Source organism: Methylocystis sp. (assembly GCF_051061225.1).
In the GTDB taxonomy this organism is placed as follows: Bacteria; Pseudomonadota; Alphaproteobacteria; order Rhizobiales; family Beijerinckiaceae; genus Methylocystis.
In genome coordinates, this window is sequence record NZ_JBPFEB010000005.1 from 93551 (window position 1) to 113502 (window position 19952).

Consider the following 19952-nt stretch of genomic DNA (forward strand, 5'->3'; position numbering starts at 1 on the left):
CGACCCGCGTCAGCTTCCATCCCGAAGCCGCGCAAAACCTGCCTCCAGATCCTCCTTCAGATCGTCCACATCCTCGAGCCCGATCGAGAAACGCAAAGCCGGCCCCTCGGGCGCCCAGCGCGTCGCGGTCCGGTAGGACGCGCAGTCGAAGGGCAGCACGAGGCTCTCGTAGCCGCCCCAGGAATAGCCGATCCCGAAGAGCTCCAGCCCGTCGACGAAGGCGTCGACAGCCGCTTTCGGGGCGGGATGCAGGATGATCGAAAAGACACCCGAACACCCCGAGAAGTCCCGCTTCCAGAGCGCATGTCCGGGATGGTCGGGCAGGGCGGGGTGCAGCACGCGCGCCACTTCCGGCCGCGCCGACAGCCATCGCGCAATCTCCAGCGCCGCGCGGCCCTGTTCCTTCAGGCGCAGCGACATGGTGCGCAGGCCGCGCAGCGCCAGCGAGGCGTCGTCGGGGCTCGCGCCCATGGCGAAGAGATTGAACGTATGACGCAGCCGCTTCGCCCATCTGGCGTTGGCGGAGACGAGGCCGAGCAGAATGTCGGAGTGGCCCGAGAGATATTTCGTGCCCGCTTCGATCGCGAGGTCGCAGCCGCGTTCATGCGGCGGGAAGAACAGCGGCGTCGCCCATGTATTGTCGACGATGACGCACAGCCCCTTCTCGTGAGCCGCCGCCGCGATGGCCGGAACGTCCTGCACCTCCATGCTCTGCGAGCCGGGCGACTCGACCAGCACGGCGGTCGTCTCGGGCCGGATCAGCCCGGAGATCCCGGCGCCGATCGCCGGATCGTAATATTCGGCGGTCACACCGAATCGCGCCAGAAACCCGTCGCAGAAGGCGCGGGTCGGCGAATAGGCGGAATCGGTCACGAGAAGATGCGCCCCGGCTTTCGTCGCCGTGAGCAGGGCGAGCGCAATCGCGGCCAGACCGGAGGGAACCAGCACCGTGTCCTCGGCGCCGGAAATCTCGCTCCAGGCGGTCTCCAGCGCCCGCGTCGTGGGGGTGCCTTTCGTGCCGTAAGTGTAAGGCTGGCGCAGACCTTCCAGATCGGCGACCGACGGGAAAAGGACCGTGGAGCCGCGATAGACCGGCGGATTGACGAAGCCGAAATGATCGAAGGGCGCGCGCCCCGCTTGCGTCACCAGCGTGGCCATGCGCTTTTTTCGCCGCTTTTCAAGCTTATCGCTCGACATTCAAGCTCCTGTGCCAGGGCGCGCCGCGTGCGCCGACAGGAAGAGAAACTAATGCCGATGTGGGCTGAATGAAACGTGCGGCCACTCTGAACGCCGGCGGTATGTCGGCGATGCAATCAGACCGGGAAACGGTCTTGTGGGAACTGCGGACCAGACGAGCCAGTCGATGATCGCCCGATACATCCTTCTTGCCGCCCTGGCGATCCTGCTCGCCGTCGCGGCTCAGACCGCCGTCGCGCAGACGGAGCCGGGGCCGACTCTCTCGCAGGTATTGAGGCGCGGCTATCTCTCCTGCGGCGTGTCGGATGCGGCGGGCTTTGCGCAGCCCGACGACAAGGGCGTCTGGCGCGGTTTCGACGTCGACTTCTGCCACGCCCTCGCCGCTGCCCTTTTCGATGATCCTGCGAAGGTCCGGTTCCTGGGCCTCGGCGCCAGGGAGCGCGTCGCCGCGCTGCAATCGGGATGGGTCGATCTGATCGGGGGCGCCGGGCCATGGACCCAGTCGCGCGACGGCGGAGCGCAGCGCGCCATCTACGCCGGCGTTTCCTTCCATGACGGCCAGAGCTTTCTGGTGCGGCGGCAGCGCAGCTTCGCCTCCGCGCAGGACCTCTCGGATGTTTCGGTCTGCGTGCAGCAGGGCACGACGTACGAGCTCGAGCTCGCCGATTTCTTCCGCATGCGCAAGACTCCCTATGAGCCGAAGCTGTTTCCGAGTTTCGAGGAGGCGGCCGCCGCCTATGCGGGCGGTCGATGCGACGCTCTGACCGCCGACGCCGCCGCGCTGCATGGCGCCCGCGCAAAACTCACAGGGCCGGAAAACCATGACGTTCTGCCCGATCTGCTGACGAAGGCCCCACATGGGCCGCTCGTGCGGCAGGGCGACGACCAATGGCTCTCCATCGTGCGCTGGGCGCTTTTCGCCCTCATCGACGCGGAGGAGCTCGAGGTTTCGGCCGAGACGGTCGACGCCGCGCTGAAATCGGAGGCGCCGCGCATCCGCCACCTTCTGGGCGTCGAGGGCGACCGCGGCGCGGGTCTCGCGCTGGCCGGCGACTGGCCCTATCGCATAATCAAGCACGTCGGCAATTACGCCGACATCTTCGAGCGCAATCTGGGCCAGCGCTCGCCGCTCCGCATGGAACGACGGATCAATGCGCTCTGGAACAAGGGTGGCTTGTTGTACGCGCCGGCGGCGCAGTGAGAGGCGGCGTCCCGTGGGTGGGATGGGACGCCGCCCTCCAGCGTCACGCACCGAGGGATGCGTTACATAAGGTTACTTACATAACAGAGCGCCGGAAGGCAAGCCGAACCTGCATCGTTCCTCAGATTGCGCGCCTGTCATGCGAGAAGCTTTTGGCCCGCGCCCACCAATCCGCGAGCGCCTCCTGCGAGGGGGCGACGTCCTCGGCCAGAGGTCCGGCGAAGACCCGCCATTCCTCGCGGAAATGCGGCGAGACCGCCGCAATGACGGGAATGCGCGCGCCCATCGCCGCCCGGAACGCGTCGCAAAGGCCGCCGCGCTCCGCCTCCTGCTTGGAGAATTTGCTGACCACGATCAGCTCGGCGCCGTCCCGCGCGGCGCGTTCGACGGCGGCGCAGGCCAGCGCCAGCTCGCCCGCGTCCAGATTGCAGGCCGTGGAGCCCGGACCCAAATCCTGCGAGATCATGAACTCCGCCTCCGACGCCACGTCGCGCAGGAAAATCCGGGAGCGGCCAGCGGGGTCCTGGCCTCGCATTTGCGTCACGCCCGCGACGCGCACGCCCGCTTGCGCCAGCTCCAGCGCAAAGGCCCGCATGAGGGATTGCACGGCGCGGCTGTCCTGCGCGGGCAGGGCGGCGATGGGCGTGGGGGGCAGGGCGTCGTGTTCCATGGCCGTCTTTTCCCTTGTGAATCGCGCCGCCGGGGCGTCGTACAGGCACTTGTTTTGTATGCCGCGGAGCCGATTTTATATATCGTTACGAACAAGCGACGTGAACAGCCGTGGGCGATGACCTCAAAAAGGCGCCGGCGCCGCGCCCGGCGGAAAGAAGCGCTGTCGACGCCTTCCTCGACAAGGCGCGGGATGTTGCGCCGTCCTGCGGGCGCGGGCGGCTGATCTTCGCCCTCGACGCCACCATGAGCCGCCAGCCGACCTGGGATCTGGCGCAATCCATTCAGCATGACATGTTTCGCACAACGGCCGCGCAGGGCGGTCTCGACGTGCAGCTTGTCTATTTCCGAGGTTTTCGGGAGTGCCGCGCCTCCGGTTTCGTGTCGCAGGGCGCGGGCCTCGCCGCGCTGATGGCGCGCATTTCCTGTCAGGGCGGCCACACCCAGATTGGCCGGGTGCTGAGCCACGCCCTCGACGAGACCAGAGCCCAGCGCGTCGGCGCGCTCGTCTATATCGGCGACGCGATGGAGGAGAACGCCGATCATCTCTGCGCCCTTGCGGGACAGCTCGGCCTGCTGGGGCTGAAGGCTTTCCTGTTTCAGGAGGGCGCGGACCCGATCGCGAAGGGCGCCTTCCGTGAAATCGCGCGACTGACGGGCGGCGCCTACGCCGCCTTCGATCTCGCGGCTCCGCGCCGTCTGGCGGAACTGCTCGGGGCGGCCGCCGCTTATGCCGTTGGGGGCCTGCCGGAACTTGAAAAACGCGCGGGGCAGGGCGAAGACGCCGCGCGCTTGCTGCTGTCGCAGATGGGGTCACAATAAGCCATGCCTGTGCTTCTCGGATTTTTCGCGCTCGCGCTGGGGCTCTATGCGCTCAAGGTCTATACGCAAGCCTCGCCGGCCTTTCTCGCGTGGCTGCTCAGGCGCGGCGGGGGCTTTCTGCTGATGGCGCTGGGCGGACTGCTGCTGGCGCGCGGGCGGCTGGACTTCGGCCTCGGCCTCGCCGCCGCCGGGCTGTGGCTGATGGGCCTGGGGTCGCAGGGCTCCATGCGCGACGCCGGAGCCGGCGGGGGCGGCGTCTCGCGGGTGCGCTCCGCCATGATCGAGATGGAGCTCGACCATGCGACGGGCGCCATTCGCGGCATGATCCTCGCGGGCAAGGACGAGGGCAAGCGGCTGGACGCGCTGACGCGGCCGGCCCTGTTCGAGCTTTACAACATCTGCCTGCGCGACGACCCCGACGGCGCCCGGCTTCTAGAGGCGTATCTGGACCGCCGCTTTGCCGGCTGGCGTGCGGCAGGCGATCCGCACCACGACGCGGGGAGCGGCGGCGAGACGCGCGCGCGCCGCTCGGGCACGATTACCGAGGATGAAGCTTACGAAATCCTCGGTCTGAAAAAGGGCGCGGCGGCGGCCGACATTGCCCGGGCGCACCGCGATCTGATGAAGAAACTTCATCCAGACCTTGGCGGGACGACGGATCTCGCGGCGCGGGTAAATGAAGCCAAGGATGTCCTGATGCGGCGACACCACTAGACGCCGCCCGGGGTCTGCATGATCCCATGTCGTCGACATTGGCCGCGCCCTCAGTTCTTCGTCGTGAAGCAGGCGAAGCCGGATTTCTTCAGCGCCTTGCAGGCCGACTGGGCGCTCTGCTCCTCGAGACCGGCGAAGCGGGCGCGATAGAGCGTTTCATTTCCCTTCTGCACCTTTTCGGTGAAGGCGCGCGCGGTGGCCGGGAAGCCCTGCAACTGGCTCTTCGCGCGCGACAGCAGCGCATTGGCCTTTTCGGGGTCTTCGGCCGCGCCGATCTGGATCATCCAGCCGGGCTTCGACGGCCGCGCCACATCCGCCTTGGCGACGCTGGTCGTCGAACGGATCGCCGAGGGCGTCGTGGTGGCGGGTGTGATGTCGCGGGCGCGCGCGGCGTGGCCCGAGGTCGAGCCGTCGATGACGGCGGCGAGCTGCTGTTTGGCGAGGTCCTTCCCATGCGCCTTTCTGGCCGGAGCCTCTTCGGCGGCGACGTGCTTCTGCACGCCGGATACGAAAGCGGGGCGCACCTTCTCGGCCGCGTCCTTCTCGGCCGGCTTCTCGACCTTCTCCACCTTCTCGCGCATCGGCACGGCGAGGGGCGGCGTGAGGCCGGCGGGAACGGGAGCAGCGTGGCGAGCGGAGCGCGGCGGGACGGCGCCGACCTCTTCGCGGTCAATCTCCGGCTCGGCGAGCGCGGCCACGCGCTGCGGCTGGCGGTCGACGACCGGCTCGGGCGCGACGGGCTCGGCGACCGGCTCGGGCGCGACGACGCGGCGTTCGGCCACGCGCTCGATGGCCGGCGCTTCGGCGCTCTCATCGGCCGCGGCGCCGTCCTCGGTGATGGCCGCCGCGGTGCGGTTGGGGGAGCCGCCGGCGATGTAGTCCTCGATCAGATTGGCCATGATGTGGTCGCGGCCGGCGGCGGTGGTCCCGCCCATGACGACCGCGACGATGTGGTGATGGCCACGACGCACCGAGGTCAGCAGATTGAAGCCGGAAGCGCGGGTATAGCCGGTCTTGATGCCGTCCATGCCCTCGACGCGGCCGAGGAGATGGTTGTGATTGGCGTGCAGCGCGCCGTTGTAGGCGAAGCTGTGGATCGAGAAATAGCGATAATAGCGCGGGAAGCGGTCCTGAATCGCCCGTCCGAGGAGGGCGAGGTCATAGGCCGTGGTGATCTGCGCCGGGTCCGGCAGGCCGGAGGCGTTGGCGTAATGGGTGTTGCGCATGCCGAGCGCGTGGGCCTTGCGCGTCATCATCTGCGCGAAGCTGCGCTCGTCGCCGCCGATGTTCTCGGCGATGGCGCAGGCGATGTCATTGGCCGATTTCGTCACCACCGCCTTGATGGCGTTCTCGACGCTGATCGTCTCGCCGGGCTGGAGGCCGAGCTTCGAGGGCGCCTGCGCGGCCGCGTGCGACGAAATCATCAGCGGCGTATCGAGCCGCAGGCGACCCTTTTCGAGCTGCTCGAACAGGAGATAAAGCGTCATCACCTTGGTGACGGAGGCGGGGTGGCGCAGCTCGTGCTCATTGCGGGCGTAGAGCGTGTGGCCGCTGTTGCCGTCGACGACGATGGCCGCGAAACCGCGATGCTCGCCGATGATCTCGTCGCCGCCATGATGGCTGGCGCCGGGGAGGCGGCTATGCGCGAAATGATGGTGGAAGCTGTGGCGGGCGTAGGACCGGTGGCCATGGCGGCGCGCTTCCGCCGGGATCGCGGTGACGGCGATGAAGGCGAGGATCGCCGCGAAGATGGCGGCAAGAGAGCGGGGCTGGGCCAGACGGTCCAGCAAACTCGGTTTCGACATTTCTACGCGCCCCATACGGAACTGGCACTTGCGCTCGAGACGACAACCTGAGGTTGGCGTCACAAAAACGCTACAGTCGACAAGGGTAGGAGAACGCGGTTACCCGAGAGTTAAGGCTTGACTGAAATTTACGACCACTTTTTGCGCTGCAACATTTTCATTGACGAACTTTTGTGCGCCGCATATATTTCAACTGTTAGCTGGCGCATACGCCGCGCCGCCAGGGGGCGGCGTATCGAGGACGCGCCATTGAAGAGGACGAAACCCATGGTCGGCAATTTCGACAGCGTGCAGCAGATCGGTAAAGAGCAGTTCGAGGCTGTGTCCGCCGCCGCCGCGGCCGTCACGAAGGGTTGGCAGAGCATTGCGGCCGAGACGACGGATTACTCCAAGAAGTCTTTCGAGAAGAGCCGTCTCCTGGCGGAAAAGCTCATCACGGTGAAGAAGATCGACGAGGCCTTCGCGCTTCAGACGGACTTCGCCAAGAGCGCCTATGAGGATTTCATCGCCGAGGCGACCAAGATCGGCGAGCTGTACACCTCGATCGCCAAGGAAGTGTTCAAGCCGCTGGAAACCGCGACCAAGACCTTCACGGCCGCCGAGTAAGGCCAGGCGTCCCGCCCCTTTCGTCCAGGGGCGCGGCCCCACGCATCATAGCCCGGCGAGGTTTTGCCCTCCGCCGGGTTTTTCTTTTGCTGGCGTGGGTCTCGCCGCTTCGTGGCTGTGGACGCGCCACATCCCTTTGTTCCAGCCGGCGGCCCCAGGCGTTAACATCCCGCCATGAGCGCCTTATCCCCCGGTTTCGTCCATCTCCATCTCCACACAGCCTTTTCGCTGCGCGAGGGGGCGCTGACGATCGGCAAGCTGATCGATCTGGCCGTGCGTGACGAGCAGCCCGCGCTGGCCGTCACCGACACCAACAACCTCTTCGCCGCGCTCGAATTTTCGGAGAAAGCCTCCAAGGCGGGGATTCAGCCCATCGCCGGCGTGCAGTTGCGGGTCGATTTCGGCGACGCCAGGGCCAGCAGCCCTTCGGCGCGCGACGAAAGCGTCGCCAATATCGTCCTGCTCGCCAAGACCGAGACCGGCTATCTCAACCTGATGCGCGCCGCCTCGCGCGCCTGGCTGGATACGGGCGAAGGCGACGAGCCGCATCTGACCCTCGCCGCGCTGGCCGAGGACGGCGCAGAGCTGATCGCCCTGACCGGCGGTCCCGACGGCCCGCTCGACCGCATGTTCGCCGCCGGCCGGCCAGAACTGGCGCACACGCGGCTGGAGACGCTGCAAAGCCTGTTCGGGGATCGGCTTTATCTCGAACTCCAGCGGCACAAATTGCCCTCCGAACAGGAGGTCGAGCCGCAGCTTCTCGATCTCGCCTACCGCCGCGGCGTCCCGCTCGTCGCGACCAACGAGCCCTATTTCGCCTCGCGCGGCGATTTCGAGGCCCATGACGCGCTGCTCTGCATCGCCGAAGGGACCGTCACCAGCGTCGCCGACCGGCGCAGGGTCTCGCCGGAGCATTATTTCAAGACACGCTCCGAGATGCGCGCGATCTTCGCCGATCTCGACGAAGCTACCGCCAATACGGTGGAAATCGCCCGCCGCGTGAGCTTCCGGCCCAAGACCCGCAAGCCGATCATGCCGCGCTATCTGCGCGACGCCCCGGACGACCGGCCGCTCACCGAGGTGGAGGCGGAGGAGCTGCGCCGGCAGGCGACCGAGGGGCTGGAGGCGCGCCTCGCCGCGCATGGCCCCTGCGAGGGGCAGACCCGCGAGGATTATTTCAAGCGCCTCGACTTCGAGCTGTCGACCATCGAGAAGATGGGCTTTCCGGGCTACTTCCTGATCGTCTCCGACTTCATCAAATACGCCAAGGCGCAGGGGATTCCGGTGGGGCCGGGGCGCGGCTCGGGCGCCGGCTCGCTGGTCGCCTATGCGCTCACCATCACCGATCTCGACCCGCTGCGCTTTGGCCTGTTCTTCGAGCGCTTCCTCAACCCCGAGCGCGTGTCGATGCCCGACTTCGACATCGACTTCTGCCAGACGCGGCGCGGCGAGGTGATCGACTATGTCCGCGAGCGCTATGGCGCGGATCGCGTGGCGCAGATCATCACCTTCGGCTCGTTCCTGGCGCGCGGCGTGCTCCGCAGCGTCGGCCGCGTGCTGGAAATGCCGCTCGGGCAGGTGGACAAGCTCGCCAAGCTCGTGCCGCAGAACCCGGCCAAGCCCGTCACTCTGGCCGAAGCCGTCGCCGGCGAACAGAAATTGCGGGAGGCCGCCGAACAGGAGGAACGGGTCTCGCGGCTGTTCAAGATCGCCGGCGCGCTGGAGGGGCTTTATTCCAACGCCTCGACCCACGCCGCCGGCGTCGTCATCGGCGACCGGCCGCTCACCGAGGTGACGCCGCTCTACCGCGACCCCAAATCCGACATGCCGGCGACCCAGTTCAACATGAAATGGGTCGAACCGGCCGGGCTGATCAAATTCGACTTCCTCGGCCTCAAGACCCTGACCGTGCTGGCCATGGCGACGCGGCTCGCCCGCCGGCGCGACCCCGGCGTCGATCTGGAGAAAATTCCGCTCGACGACAAAGAGACTTACGCCATGCTCGGGCGCGGCGAGACGGTGGGCGTGTTCCAGCTCGAAAGCGCGGGCATGCGCAAGGCGCTGGTCGAGATGCACGCCGACCGCTTCGAGGACATCATCGCGCTGGTCGCCCTCTACCGACCCGGCCCGATGGCCAACATCCCCACCTATTGCGCGGTGAAGCTCGGCGACGAGGAGGCCGATTATTATCACCCCAAGATCGAGCCGATCCTGAAGGAGACCTTCGGCGTCATCATCTATCAGGAACAGGTGATGCAGATCGCGCAGGTGCTGTCCGGCTACACGCTGGGCGAGGCCGACATGCTGCGCCGGGCCATGGGCAAGAAGATCAAGGCCGAGATGGACGCCCAGCGCGAGCGTTTCGTGAGGGGCGCGGTCGAGCGCGAGGTGACGACCGAGCTGGCCAATTTCATCTTCGACCTTCTGGCGAAATTCGCCGACTACGGCTTCAATAAGTCGCATGCGGCGGCCTATGCGCTGATCGCCTATCAGACCGCCTGGTTCAAGGCGCATTATCCGGCCGAGTTCCTGGCCGCCTCCATGACCTTCGACAAGAGCCAGACGGACAAGCTGGCCGAGTTCCGCGACGAAGCGCGCCGGCTCGGCATCGCCGTCGAGCCGCCCTCGATCAAACGCTCCGGCGTGGATTTCGACGTGGCGCCCGGCGCCGACGGCAAGCTCGTGATCCGCTACGCGCTGTCCGCCATCAAGGGCGTGGGGGAGGGGCAGGCGGAGTCGATCGTGCGCTCTCGCGGCGACCGCCCCTTCACGAGCCTGTCGGACTTCGCCCGGCGGATCAACCCGCGCGAGGTCAACAAGAAGGTGCTCGAAAATCTCGCCGCCTGCGGGGCCTTCGACGAGCTGGAGGCAAATCGCGCCCGCGCCTTCGCGGCGATCGAATCGATCCTCGCCACCGCCAATCGCCACGCCGAGGATCGCAAGGCGGGCCAGAACGCGCTCTTCGGCGACGCCGAGGCCGACGACCTCGTGCTGCCGAAGGTCCAGCCATGGGCGGGGGAGGAGCGGCTGCGGCGCGAATATGAGGCGGCCGGGTTTTTCCTCTCCGGGCACCCGCTCGACTCCTATGCGTCACTCCTACCCAAATTGAGGGTGTCGCGGTGGGCGAAATTCGCCGCCGACGTGAAGAAGGGAGCGACCGCCGGGCGGCTCGCGGCGGTGGTTCTGGACCGCGCCGAGCGCCGCACGAAGTCGGGCTCCAAGATGGGCATCGTCCAGCTCTCGGATACGACCGGCCAGTACGAAGCCATCCTTTTCCAGGAGGCGCTCAACCAGTATCGCGACGCGCTGGAGAAGGGCGCGGCAGTGCTGGTCACGCTTTCGGCCAGCGTCGAGGGCGACGACGTGCGCGCCCGCATCGTCGCGGTCGAGTCGCTCGCCGCGGCCGCCGCTCGCGCCCAGAAGGGGCTGCGCGTGGTGATCGAAGACCAGAGTCCGCTTGATAGGATCAAAGGCAGGCTCTCCGGCAGGGGGGAAGGTGAAGTGTCGCTGCTCATCAGGCGCGACGCCGCCTTCGAGGAGATCGAGATTCGGCTCCCCGGAAGCTATCCCGTCAGCGCCGAGGTTGCGTCTGCTCTGCGGGACATACCCGGCGTGCTCGACGTCGAATACCTCTAGGGAAACATTAGAGTTAAACTTTAACTTTAAATATCAAATCATTGAAATTTAACAATTTACGTAACTTCAAGCATTGCTCTAGAAGTGTTTTGTGAGGCCCGGTCTCGGCCATGCCCAGGTCTGGCCGGCGCCCAGGGGCAGGCGGATCAAGGGGCTCTTCGCCCCGCGCCGCCTCAGGAGCCAGCCGCTTCGGCCGGCCCCGCTCAGCGGCGGAGCGCGAGGTCGCGCTCAATGGCGACGCTGCGGCCGATCGGACGACAGCCCGTCTCCAAAAGAAGAGGGAAAGCGTTCCTGCCGGACTCGCGCGCGTCAAGCGGAACGATAGGATCGGGATCGGCGTTTACCATCAGGTCGCCGCTCGCCGGCGCCGGGGCCGGGGGGTCTCGGGGGAGTCTTCCATGGACAGTCTTCTCGACGCGGCGCAGGGCGCGCCGGTCGTCTCGTGTGTTGTCCAGTTTTTCGTCTTCCTCGCCCTGGGCGGCGCCGTGGGCTGGGTGTTTTCGGGCGTGCGCCTCTGGCGCGCGTGGTCGGCTTCACTCGCCATTGTGGGCGTCTGCGGCGCCTGGATGGGGGCGGAGTTCGCCCGCCTGTTCGGGCAGGCTCAAAGCGGCAGCCAACCGACGCTTGTGGCCGCGGTGATCGGAGCGCTGGGCCTTGGCTACGCCTGGCGGCGCCATCACCCCCAGACGTCGGACAGGATCGCGTTGCCGGGAAGCGGATCAGCGCCTAGATAAAGGCGCAGGGAGGCTCCCTGTGCCCGTCATCGATCTGCTCAACAATGACCCGCGCCCCAGAACGGGGGCGCTGCGGCATCCAGAAAAGGCGTCCCGGCCCGACCAGCCCGTGCTGCGCAAGCCGCCGTGGATCCGGGTGAAGGCGCCGGGGTCCAAGGCCTGGAGCGAGACCCGCGCGCTGCTCGACGGCGCTGGGCTCGCGACTGTCTGTCAGGAGGCCGCCTGCCCCAATATCGGCGAGTGCTGGGAGAAGAAGCACGCGACCTTCATGATCATGGGGGAGGTGTGCACCCGCGCCTGCGCCTTCTGCAATGTCGCCACCGGTCTCCCGGCGCCGCTCGATTCCGGTGAGCCGGGCAGGGTGGCGGAGGCCACGCGGGCGCTCGGGCTCTCCCATGTCGTCGTCACCTCGGTTGACCGGGACGACCTTCCGGATGGCGGGGCGGATCATTTCGCCCGCACCATCGCCGCGATCCGGGAGACATGTCCCGGGACGACGATCGAGGTTCTGACCCCCGATTTTCTGCGCAAGCCGGGCGCGCTGGAGCAGGTGGTCGCGGCGGCGCCCGACGTCTTCAACCACAATCTCGAAACTGTCCCGTCCCTCTATGTGACGGTTCGGCCGGGGGCGCGCTACTTCCATTCGCTGCGCCTGTTGCAGCGCGCCAAGGAGCTCAACCCGAAGCTCTTCACCAAATCGGGGCTCATGCTCGGGCTCGGCGAGACGCGCAACGAGGTGATGCAGGTGATGGACGACATGCGCTCGGCCGACATCGATTTCATCACGCTGGGCCAGTATCTCCAGCCGACGCGCAAGCATCACCCGGTCCAGCGCTTCGTGACGCCGGAGGAATTCGACGCCTACAAGGCCGTCGCCCTGGCAAAGGGCTTCGCCTATGTGGCCTCGTCGCCCCTGACCCGCTCCTCGCACCACGCCGGCGAGGATTTCGAGCGCCTCCGCGCCTCCCGATCGCCGGCCTTAACGTGATCTTGACCATTCGCCTCGCTAAATGACGACAAAGATCACGTTGACGTTCGACGGGGAAACGATGGCGAAGCTTTTCAAGAGATTTCTGGACGATCAATCGGGCGCCACCGCGATTGAATACGCCCTGCTCGCAACCATGGTCGCCCTGGTCATTATCGCGGGCTCCCGGAAAATGGGCACGACGATCTCCGCAACCTTCAACAAGGTTTCCGGAAACCTCTGACGCAGACAGCCTTGCCGTCGCCCGGCTGTCTACCGCCCAAGGGCAAAGTCGATCTGAGCCAGCGCGGCGCGTGCGCCGGCTTTAACGTGACCTTGACCATTCTGGAGTTGAATTCGCAGCATCAACTCAACCCAAGCGGGAAAAGGGCAAAGCTGATGCAGAGGTTCCTGGATGATCGGTCGGGCGCCACCGCGATTGAATATGCGCTGATCGCGAGCCTGATCGGGCTGGTCATCATTGTTGCCTCGACCAAACTGGGCACGACCGTCTCCGCGACCTTCGAGAAGGTCTCGGGAAATCTGTGACCCGTCGGGGACAGGTCCTGTTGGGGCGGTTCTGTCCTTCTATCGCGTTAGCGCCGCGTCGATATCTTTCAACGCGGCGCGCTCGGCCGCGCTCACTTTCTCTCCGCCAAATCCGAGGAAGCCGGCCTCCGTCGCGGCGGCCGCGACACGTCGCGCGATGTCGGTCAGCCAATCCTTGAACGCCGCGGCGTCCTGCGGCGCGCGGGCGTCGAGAATGCTGGCGACGTCCCGCAGGGCAGCCAGCGCCGCCGCCCTGATGTCCGGAAGTTCCGCGCCTTCGATCAGCCGCTGGACATCCGCCCGGGTCGAGGTGCGGCCCTCCGCCGAGTCGAGATCGTCCACCACCGCCCGGATCAGCGCGTTCGCGGCGCCATTGGCCCGCGCGGAGGCGAGCGCGCCGGCGCTGGCCATGCTTTCCTGAAGCGTGCCGATCAGCCCGCTGGGGTCCGCCGCGCTGACGGCGAAGGCGGCCAGAAGGGGCGCCGCGAGGAGCCTGCGCCATTGTTCGGGCGTGAAATCGCTCTTCGTCGCCATTCTCTTCCTCCAAACGGCCGACCCGCGACCGGGAGGCGTTTTCAGGGTAGACGACGACACGGCAGCGTTTCAACTTCGCCGGAAATCGCTTAAAAGCCCGAGACCATGAAAAGCTTTCGCACGCGCCGCCACGTCTCCCACAGCGCCGCCGACATGTTCGCGCTGGTTTGCAACGTCGAGTCCTATCCGCAGTTCGTCCCGTTGTGCGAGTCGATGCGGGTGCGCCGCCGCGCCGAAATTGCTCCCGGCGTGGTCGAGATCGTCGCGGAGATGCAGGTGGGCTTCAAGGCGATCTGCGAGCGCTACGCCAGCCGCGTCACATGCGACGCCAACGCGCTCGAGGTGAGAGTCGGCTATATCGACGGACCCTTCCGCAAGCTGGACAATCGCTGGTCCTTCCGCGAGGAGGCGCCGGGGCCGGACGGCCGCCCGCGCTCGATCATCGATTTCTTCATCGCCTATGAGTTCAAGAGCATGGCGCTGGGGCTGGTGATGGGCGCCATGTTCGACAAGGCGTTTCAGAAATACGCCGACGCCTTCGTGAAACGGGCGGACGAGGTCTACGGCCGGCGCTAGCGCGCCTGCGATCCGACGGGGGCTCCCCGCGCGCGGGGATGTCGGAGATGGCTACCAGGGGCAGACCATGTTTCTCATCCACAACCCTCCCGAACAGGCGCCGCTGCTGGCGGCGGGCCTGGTGGGGACCTGCCGTCTCGAAGACGGCTGGGCCTCCCCGACGCAGCCAAAGCTGCTGGCGATCCTCTTCGAGCGGCTGCTCGGATTTTCGGCGGATTTCGACAGGCTCGCGCCCGCGTCGCCCTCCGATGTCGCTGCGGCGCTCACGGAGGCCCAGCGCCACGAGCTCATCGAGCTGATGGTGACGCTCGAGATGATGTGCCGTCCCATTCCGCCGGCGCTCCAGGCTTCGGTGGAGAGCTGGGCGCGCGCGCTCGATGTGGAGGATCGGGTGCTCCTGCTCGCGCGCGATCTGGCCAGCCAGTCGGCGGCGCGCGCGACGGCCGATTTCTACCGGCTCAACTGGATCGGGGAGGGCGACGCGCAGGACGATCCGCGCTTCCAGACGCTCCTGGCGCACTACGGCGACGCCGCCTATGCGTTGAGCGTCGAGGACGACCCGCAGGAGACGGCGCGCTGGGCGCGGCTGAAGGATTGCCCGGAAGGAAGTCTCGGCCGCGCCTTGTCCGAGTTCTACGCGCAACGGGGCTTCCGGCTGCCGGGCGAGATCGGCGGCGCCAACGCCGCGCTGGCGCAGCACGACTGGGTGCATGTGATCGCCGGTTACGACACGACCGCCATCGGCGAACTCGAAGTCACCGCCTTCATGGCCGCCGCCAGCCGCGCGCCATGCTGGGCTTTGTCGGCGCGGTGAGCATTTACGAGACCGGCCTGCTTCAGAGCCTCGTGACGCACAGCTACGCGGCCACGCTCTCCGGCCCCGGCGGGGCCGAGCGTGTCGCCGCCGCCATCCGCAACGGCGCCCGCTGCCGTGCCGATCCGCTGCTGGGGGTGGATTACTTCAGCATGGCCGATCAGCCGTTGGACAGCCTGCGCGACACTTCGGGGATCGTCGCGGGCGGGTGATCTTTGCGCCTCTGCGCCGGCCTAAGATGGGATCGCCGGGCGAGGCGGCACGGTCGGAAGACTCGTCCAAACGCATCTCCGCCACGTTCGTCCGGCTGCGCGCGCGGCGCCGGTTCCTCACCTCGTCACGCTCATTGCGTCGACCGCCTCGATCAGGAGGTCGAGCGCCTGTTCGACGGCTGCGGCGCGGATGGCGGCGCGGGGGAGGGGGCCGAAGCGCCGCTCGGCGTGAACCACGCCGCCGCCCCGCCGCGCGCAGGCGAAATGCACAAGACCCACCGGCTTCTCCGCCGAGCCGCCGCCGGGCCCTGCGATTCCCGTGACCGAGACGGCGATATCCGCCAGCGAATGCGCGAGCGCGCCCTCGGCCATGGCGCGGGCGACCTCGGCGCTGACCGCGCCATGCGCCGCGATGAGCCGGGCAGGGACGCCGAGCAAGTCGGTTTTCGCTTCATTGGAATAGGTGACGAAGCCGCGGTCGAAAACCTCCGACGCGCCCGGGACGTCGGTCAGCGCCGCGGAGACCAGCCCGCCGGTGCAGGATTCGGCTGACGTAATACGTAATGAAGCGTGCTTAGCTTTTACGATAATCGTAAATTCCTTGGAGTTTTCCATGGTTTTCAGTCCTGAGCCGGCTTGCCGCGCAGCGCCTTGACGCCGCCGCGCAGCTTCTTTCCTTCGAGCCGCCGCAGCTTCGAGCCGAGCGTGGGTTTGGTTTTGCGGCGCGGCGGCGGGGGCGGCGCGGCGGCTTCGCGAACGAGATCGATGAGGCGCTCAAGGGCATCCGCGCGATTGCGTTCTTGCGTGCGGTAACGCTGCGCCTCGATGAGCAGGACGCCATCCTTGGTCAGGCGAGAGCCCGAGAGCCGCTCCAGTCTGTTCCTTACGTAATCCGTAAGAGAGGGTGAATGCCTTACGTCAAAGCGAAGACGAACGGCGGATTCGACCTTTTGCACGTTCTGGCCGCCGGGTCCCGAGGCCCGAAGGAATTCATAGGAGATTTCTCCCTCTTCGAGCCAGAGGGAGGGCGTGACGCGGATCATCCTGGCGAGCCTTTCGGGTCGGAAGGGTGGGAGGGGCTTTTCATTTCTATCGGCGGCCGAACCGGGCCGGTTGTCAAGGCGGGGCGGCGGAGCGCGTCATTTCGCCGGCGGCGCCCCCTCCCCAACCCTCCCCCGCTTCGCGGGAGAGGGGGCAAAGCGCGGCCTTCATCAGCAATGCGGATCGTGAGCGTTCCCTCTCCCGCGAAGCGGGGGAGGGACAGGGAGGGGGTCTGCCCGGCAATGACAGCCAGGCAATTTTACAAAAATACGAACGCTGGCAAATTTTACACTTGTTCCAACACCCGCCCCGTCCGCCTCACTCCGGCAGCCGCACTGTCGCGATCGCGAGCGCCGCGATCCCCTCGCGCCGGCCGGTGAACCCGAGCCTCTCCGTCGTCGTCGCCTTGATGGCCACACGGCCCACGTCCAGCCCCATGATGCGGGCGAGGCTCTCGCGGATCGCCTCGCGATGCGGGCCGACCTTGGGCGCTTCGCAGACCACCGTCGCGTCGATATGGGCGATCATGCCGCCGCGATCGCGCACGAGCTTGCAGGCGTGGGCCAGGAAAATCTCGGACGCCGCGCCTTTCCATTGCGGATCGGAGGGCGGGAAATGCGCGCCGATGTCGCCCTCGGCGATGGCGCCGAGCACGGCGTCGGTGATGGCGTGCATCAGCACGTCTGCGTCGGAATGGCCGGCGAGCGCATGGCTGTGGGGAATGGCGACGCCGCCGAGCCATACCTTGTCGCCTTCGGCGAAGGCGTGGACGTCGTAACCCTGACCCATGCGCACGTCGGGCAGGGCCGCGAGGGAGGGGGCTTTCAACTGGTCCATGGCGCGGGCGAAATCCTCTGGCGTGGTGAGCTTGAAGTTGTCCGGACTGCCCGGAAACACGAAAACCGCGTGGCCGGCGGCCTCGGCGATCATGGCGTCGTCGGTGTATTCGCGCCCGCCGGCCGCCGCCGCCCGATGGGCCGCGAGGATCAGCGGGAAGCGGAAGGACTGCGGCGTCTGCACGGCGCGCAGCCGGGCGCGGTCCGGCGTCGCGACGACGAAGCCGGACGCATCGATTTCCTTCACAGTGTCGTTGAGCGGCACGCCCGGCACGGCCGCGCCATGATCGCGGGCGGCCTCGACCGCGCGGGCGACGAGCGGGGCGTCCGCAAAGGGGCGGGCGGCGTCGTGGATCAGGACGATCCGAGGCGCGCCTTCGCGGTCCAGCGCCTCCAGACCGTTGCGCACGCTCTCCTGCCGCATGGCGCCGCCCAGCGCCGGCTCGGAAAGCGCCGCCCGGGCGCTTGCGCCCAGCTCGGCCACGCTTACCTCGTAAAGGGCGCGGTCGTCCGGGTGGATGACAACCTTCAGGCGCGCCTGCGGCGCGGCGGCGTGCATCGCCTGCATTGTGCGGGCGAGCACGCTCATGCCGGCGACGCTGCGGTATTGCTTGGGCAAGCCCTCGCCCGCGCGGGAGCCGCGCCCGCCGGCAACGACAAGGATGGAAAGTTCGTTCTGGAAGACCATGCCGCTCTGTGTCGCTTTTCCAACCCGTCGTCAAATCTTGACCGGAGCGTTCAAAAATGTTGCAACTGCGAAATCGCCTGCTTATGGTATAGGCAAGATGGATAGTGCCGAAAAAATAGGCTCAGATTGGGCGCGGCCGGCGCTCGGCGTCGGCCCGGTCAGACTGTCGGGCCGCGCCCTTCTGGCTCCGATGGCGGGCGTCACCGACCCGGCCATGCGGCGGATCGCCGAGCGTTACGGCGCCAGCGCGACCATCTGCGAGATGATCACGGCGTCGGGCGTCGCCCGCGGCGACCGCGAGACGGCGCTGCGGCTGGCCGTTTCCGATGAGACATGTGCGGCGCCGCGCGTCATCCAGATCGCCGCCCGCGACTCGAAAGAGATCGCCGTCGCCGCCCGACACGCGGAAGAGGCGGGCGCGGATTGGGTCGACATCAACATGGGCTGCCCCTGCAAGCGCGTGACCGGCGGTCTCGCCGGCGCGGCGCTGATGCGCGATCTGGATCAGGCGACGGCGCTGATCGCCGCCGCCCGCGCGGCCATCCGCGCGCCGCTGACGGTCAAGATGCGGCTCGGCTGGGACGAGTCGTCGCGCAACGCCCCTGAACTGGCCCGTCGGGCGGAAGCCGAGGGCGTGGCGCTGGTGACCGTCCACGGGCGCACGCGCCAGCAGTTCTACACGGGCCGGGCGGATTGGCCGGCGATCGCGAAGGTCAAGCAGGCGGTCTCGATTCCGGTTGTCGCCAATGGCGACTGCCAGAGCCCGGAGGACGCCGCCGCCATGCTGAAGGCGTCCGGCGCCGACGCGGTCATGGTTGGCCGCGCGGCGCAGGGCCGCCCGTGGCTCGTGGGCGACATTGCTTATTATCTTGCCGTCGGCCGCCGCCGCGCGGAGCCGGGTCTCGCGGAGCGCGGCGCGGTGGCGCGTGAGCATCTCGAGGGGTTGATTGCGCAGATGGGGGAGGGCGCGGGCTTGCGTCACGCCCGCAAGCATCTCGCCGCCTATGTGGACCTCGCCTTCGGCGCGGCGCGCGCGGATGTCGCCGGGTTGCGCCGCGCGCTGGTCACGGCCGAGGGGCCGGAGGAGGCGTTTCGGCTCATCGAGGCCATTTTCAACGAAGGGATGCAAGAGGTCGCCGCATGAGCATGTCTGATCGCTCCGGACGCGACGCTCCCGCCGCACGGACTTCAAGCCGCTGAAGATCATCGACGAGCGCGGCCGCAGTTGCGTCCTGGAGGCGCTGCCCAACGCGATCCTCACCGTCTCGCGCGAGGGCGTGATCGAGGACGCCAACGCCGCCGCCGAGTCCTTCTTCGAGCTGGGCAAGCCGCTGCTGATCGGCCAGACTCTTGAACGGCTTCTGCCGTTCGGCTCGCCGCTGCTGACGCTGATCCAGCATGTCCGCGACCGTGGTGCGGCGATCAACGAATATAAGGTCGACCTCGGGCGCCCCGGTCAGGAGGGCGACCGGCGGGTCGACGTCCATTGCGCGCCGCTGTCGGAGCCGGACGGGCTCGTGCTGGTTGTGCTGCAAGAACGTACAATTGCTGATAAAATAGACAGACAGCTCAGCCACCGCGGCGCAGTCCGCTCGGTCTCCGGCCTGGCGTCCATGCTCGCGCATGAAATCAAGAATCCGCTGTCCGGCATTCGCGGCGCGGCGCAGCTTCTCGAAAGCGGTCTCTCCGACGCCGACCGGGCGCTGACGCGGCTGATCTGCGAGGAAACCGACCGGATCGTCCGCCTCGTCGACCGGATGGAGGTCTTTTCGGACGCGCGGCCGCTCAAGCGCGAGCGCGTCAATATCCATTCCGTCCTGGACCACGTGAAGCAGGTGGCGCAGACCGGATTCGCGCGGCGCGTGCGGTTCGTCGAGAATTACGACCCCTCGTTGCCGCCGGTCTACGCCAACCGCGACCAGCTCATTCAGGCCTTCCTCAATCTCGTGAAGAACGCCGCCGAGGCGATTGGCGATGACGCCGTGGACGGGGAGATCGAGCTCTCGACCGCGTTCCGGCCCGGTGTGAGCCTGCGGGCGCTGGGCGCGCGCAGTCCGGTCGGCCTGCCGCTGGAGTTCTGCGTGCGCGACAATGGTCCGGGCGTGCCGGACGACATCGCGGCGCATCTTTTCGATCCCTTTGTCACGACAAAGTCATCCGGGACTGGCCTGGGTCTTGCACTGGTCGCAAAGATCATCAACGACCACGGCGGCATTGTCGAATGCGAATCTCTTCCCCGACGCACGACCTTCCGAATTCTCATGCCCATGTATCGCGCCAAGACCTCGGACAGACCCGCGCCGGACAGGGGGGAGGGACGTTCGTGACGCATCGTCAGCGCAGGAGAATGG

At 67.3% G+C, this 19952-nt stretch carries 20 protein-coding genes and 1 pseudogene; 14 read left to right on the forward strand and 7 right to left on the reverse strand.

Features of this window, described 5'->3' with window-relative positions; translation table 11 throughout:
* Positions 1–9: 9 nt before the first annotated feature.
* A complete protein-coding gene (metC, locus tag ACR652_RS00915) occupies positions 10–1197 on the reverse strand; it encodes a cystathionine beta-lyase (protein WP_434504635.1) in 1188 nt (395 codons plus the stop codon).
* A gap of 136 nt (positions 1198–1333) precedes the next feature.
* On the opposite strand from metC, the gene ACR652_RS00920 reads away from it, so the two are divergent.
* Complete coding sequence (locus ACR652_RS00920; protein WP_434504636.1) at positions 1334–2398, forward strand: transporter substrate-binding domain-containing protein; 1065 nt, start codon at positions 1334–1336, stop codon at positions 2396–2398.
* Positions 2399–2519: 121 nt separating this feature from the next.
* Here ACR652_RS00920 and ACR652_RS00925 read toward each other — a convergent pair whose 3' ends face one another.
* Complete coding sequence (locus tag ACR652_RS00925) at positions 2520–3068, reverse strand: DUF2478 domain-containing protein (RefSeq protein WP_434504637.1); 549 nt, start codon at positions 3066–3068, stop codon at positions 2520–2522.
* 110 nt (positions 3069–3178) lie between these two features.
* Between ACR652_RS00925 and ACR652_RS00930 the strand changes: the two genes are divergently transcribed.
* Both ACR652_RS00930 and ACR652_RS00935 read left to right on the forward strand, forming a co-directional pair.
* On the forward strand, positions 3179–3889 hold the full coding sequence (locus ACR652_RS00930) for a VWA domain-containing protein (protein WP_434504638.1): 711 nt from the start codon (positions 3179–3181) through the stop codon (positions 3887–3889).
* A gap of 3 nt (positions 3890–3892) precedes the next feature.
* Positions 3893–4603: a DnaJ domain-containing protein gene (locus ACR652_RS00935; RefSeq protein WP_434504639.1), complete on the forward strand. Its 711-nt coding sequence runs from the start codon at positions 3893–3895 to the stop codon at positions 4601–4603.
* Between the two features lie 50 nt (positions 4604–4653).
* On the opposite strand, the gene ACR652_RS00940 is transcribed toward ACR652_RS00935, so the two are convergent.
* On the reverse strand, positions 4654–6408 hold the full coding sequence (locus ACR652_RS00940) for a serine hydrolase (RefSeq protein ID WP_434504640.1): 1755 nt from the start codon (positions 6406–6408) through the stop codon (positions 4654–4656).
* 267 nt (positions 6409–6675) lie between these two features.
* On the opposite strand from ACR652_RS00940, the gene ACR652_RS00945 reads away from it, so the two are divergent.
* The 6 genes from ACR652_RS00945 to ACR652_RS00970 all read left to right on the forward strand — a co-directional run bounded on the left by ACR652_RS00945 (position 6676) and on the right by ACR652_RS00970 (position 12900).
* Positions 6676–7014, forward strand: a complete 339-nt coding sequence (locus tag ACR652_RS00945; RefSeq protein WP_434504840.1) for a phasin family protein — start codon at positions 6676–6678, stop codon at positions 7012–7014.
* Between the two features lie 174 nt (positions 7015–7188).
* The gene (dnaE, locus tag ACR652_RS00950) at positions 7189–10650 is read left to right on the forward strand and encodes a DNA polymerase III subunit alpha (protein WP_434504641.1); all 3462 of its coding nucleotides are present in this window, start codon (positions 7189–7191) and stop codon (positions 10648–10650) included.
* Positions 10651–11048: 398 nt separating this feature from the next.
* Positions 11049–11384 (forward strand): hypothetical protein, encoded by a 336-nt coding sequence (locus tag ACR652_RS00955; RefSeq protein ID WP_434504642.1) that lies wholly within the window; start codon positions 11049–11051, stop codon positions 11382–11384.
* Between the two features lie 19 nt (positions 11385–11403).
* Positions 11404–12372, forward strand: a complete 969-nt coding sequence (gene lipA, locus ACR652_RS00960) for a lipoyl synthase (protein WP_434504643.1) — start codon at positions 11404–11406, stop codon at positions 12370–12372.
* A 61-nt stretch (positions 12373–12433) separates the two neighbouring features.
* Positions 12434–12595 carry a Flp family type IVb pilin gene (locus tag ACR652_RS00965; protein ID WP_434504644.1) on the forward strand — a complete coding sequence of 54 codons (162 nt, stop codon included), beginning with the start codon at positions 12434–12436 and terminating at the stop codon, positions 12593–12595.
* 11 nt (positions 12596–12606) lie between these two features.
* Entirely contained in the window at positions 12607–12900 is a 294-nt protein-coding gene (locus tag ACR652_RS00970; RefSeq protein WP_434504645.1) for a Flp family type IVb pilin, read from the forward strand.
* Between the two features lie 39 nt (positions 12901–12939).
* On the opposite strand, the gene ACR652_RS00975 is transcribed toward ACR652_RS00970, so the two are convergent.
* Positions 12940–13434 carry a hypothetical protein gene (locus tag ACR652_RS00975; RefSeq protein ID WP_434504646.1) on the reverse strand — a complete coding sequence of 165 codons (495 nt, stop codon included), beginning with the start codon at positions 13432–13434 and terminating at the stop codon, positions 12940–12942.
* Between the two features lie 105 nt (positions 13435–13539).
* Here ACR652_RS00975 and ACR652_RS00980 point away from each other — a divergent pair, with 105 nt between their 5' ends.
* The 3 genes from ACR652_RS00980 (at position 13540) to ACR652_RS00990 (ending at position 15036) form a co-directional block, all read left to right on the forward strand.
* Positions 13540–14010 carry a type II toxin-antitoxin system RatA family toxin gene (locus ACR652_RS00980; protein ID WP_434504647.1) on the forward strand — a complete coding sequence of 157 codons (471 nt, stop codon included), beginning with the start codon at positions 13540–13542 and terminating at the stop codon, positions 14008–14010.
* Positions 14011–14077: 67 nt separating this feature from the next.
* Positions 14078–14824 carry a hypothetical protein gene (locus tag ACR652_RS00985; RefSeq protein ID WP_434504648.1) on the forward strand — a complete coding sequence of 249 codons (747 nt, stop codon included), beginning with the start codon at positions 14078–14080 and terminating at the stop codon, positions 14822–14824.
* Complete coding sequence (locus ACR652_RS00990) at positions 14821–15036, forward strand: hypothetical protein (protein ID WP_434504649.1); 216 nt, start codon at positions 14821–14823, stop codon at positions 15034–15036. The genes ACR652_RS00985 and ACR652_RS00990 overlap by 4 nt, the downstream gene beginning before the upstream one ends.
* A 117-nt stretch (positions 15037–15153) precedes the next feature.
* Here ACR652_RS00990 and ACR652_RS00995 read toward each other — a convergent pair whose 3' ends face one another.
* From ACR652_RS00995 to ACR652_RS01005, 3 genes are all read right to left on the reverse strand, one after another.
* On the reverse strand, positions 15154–15651 hold the full coding sequence (locus tag ACR652_RS00995) for a CinA family protein (protein WP_434504650.1): 498 nt from the start codon (positions 15649–15651) through the stop codon (positions 15154–15156).
* 5 nt (positions 15652–15656) lie between these two features.
* The gene (gene arfB, locus ACR652_RS01000) at positions 15657–16079 is read right to left on the reverse strand and encodes an alternative ribosome rescue aminoacyl-tRNA hydrolase ArfB (RefSeq protein WP_434504651.1); all 423 of its coding nucleotides are present in this window, start codon (positions 16077–16079) and stop codon (positions 15657–15659) included.
* 316 nt (positions 16080–16395) lie between these two features.
* On the reverse strand, positions 16396–17601 hold the full coding sequence (locus ACR652_RS01005; protein ID WP_434504652.1) for a bifunctional 2-C-methyl-D-erythritol 4-phosphate cytidylyltransferase/2-C-methyl-D-erythritol 2,4-cyclodiphosphate synthase: 1206 nt from the start codon (positions 17599–17601) through the stop codon (positions 16396–16398).
* Between the two features lie 97 nt (positions 17602–17698).
* On the opposite strand from ACR652_RS01005, the gene dusB reads away from it, so the two are divergent.
* Both dusB and ACR652_RS01015 read left to right on the forward strand, forming a co-directional pair.
* Positions 17699–18745, forward strand: a complete 1047-nt coding sequence (gene dusB / locus ACR652_RS01010) for a tRNA dihydrouridine synthase DusB (protein WP_434504653.1) — start codon at positions 17699–17701, stop codon at positions 18743–18745.
* Positions 18742–19928, forward strand: a pseudogene (locus tag ACR652_RS01015) (two-component system sensor histidine kinase NtrB). Before dusB ends, ACR652_RS01015 begins: the two are co-directional and overlap by 4 nt.
* Positions 19929–19952 lie beyond the last annotated feature (24 nt).

What these genes read in the sequence shown, in the direction of transcription:
- metC (WP_434504635.1), bottom strand. Translation starts at nt 1,197, where the DNA reads ATGTCGAGCGATAAGCTTGAAAAGCGGCGAAAAAAGCGCATGGCCACG.
- ACR652_RS00925 (WP_434504637.1), bottom strand. Translation starts at nt 3,068, where the DNA reads ATGGAACACGACGCCCTGCCCCCCACGCCCATCGCCGCCCTGCCCGCG.
- ACR652_RS00935 (WP_434504639.1), top strand. Translation starts at nt 3,893, where the DNA reads ATGCCTGTGCTTCTCGGATTTTTCGCGCTCGCGCTGGGGCTCTATGCG.
- ACR652_RS00940 (WP_434504640.1), bottom strand. Translation starts at nt 6,408, where the DNA reads ATGTCGAAACCGAGTTTGCTGGACCGTCTGGCCCAGCCCCGCTCTCTT.
- ACR652_RS00945 (WP_434504840.1), top strand. Translation starts at nt 6,676, where the DNA reads ATGGTCGGCAATTTCGACAGCGTGCAGCAGATCGGTAAAGAGCAGTTC.
- dnaE (WP_434504641.1), top strand. Translation starts at nt 7,189, where the DNA reads ATGAGCGCCTTATCCCCCGGTTTCGTCCATCTCCATCTCCACACAGCC.
- ACR652_RS00955 (WP_434504642.1), top strand. Translation starts at nt 11,049, where the DNA reads ATGGACAGTCTTCTCGACGCGGCGCAGGGCGCGCCGGTCGTCTCGTGT.
- ACR652_RS00965 (WP_434504644.1), top strand. Translation starts at nt 12,434, where the DNA reads ATGGCGAAGCTTTTCAAGAGATTTCTGGACGATCAATCGGGCGCCACC.
- ACR652_RS00975 (WP_434504646.1), bottom strand. Translation starts at nt 13,434, where the DNA reads ATGGCGACGAAGAGCGATTTCACGCCCGAACAATGGCGCAGGCTCCTC.
- ACR652_RS00980 (WP_434504647.1), top strand. Translation starts at nt 13,540, where the DNA reads ATGAAAAGCTTTCGCACGCGCCGCCACGTCTCCCACAGCGCCGCCGAC.
- ACR652_RS00985 (WP_434504648.1), top strand. Translation starts at nt 14,078, where the DNA reads ATGTTTCTCATCCACAACCCTCCCGAACAGGCGCCGCTGCTGGCGGCG.
- ACR652_RS00995 (WP_434504650.1), bottom strand. Translation starts at nt 15,651, where the DNA reads ATGGAAAACTCCAAGGAATTTACGATTATCGTAAAAGCTAAGCACGCT.
- arfB (WP_434504651.1), bottom strand. Translation starts at nt 16,079, where the DNA reads ATGATCCGCGTCACGCCCTCCCTCTGGCTCGAAGAGGGAGAAATCTCC.
- ACR652_RS01005 (WP_434504652.1), bottom strand. Translation starts at nt 17,601, where the DNA reads ATGGTCTTCCAGAACGAACTTTCCATCCTTGTCGTTGCCGGCGGGCGC.
- dusB (WP_434504653.1), top strand. Translation starts at nt 17,699, where the DNA reads ATGGATAGTGCCGAAAAAATAGGCTCAGATTGGGCGCGGCCGGCGCTC.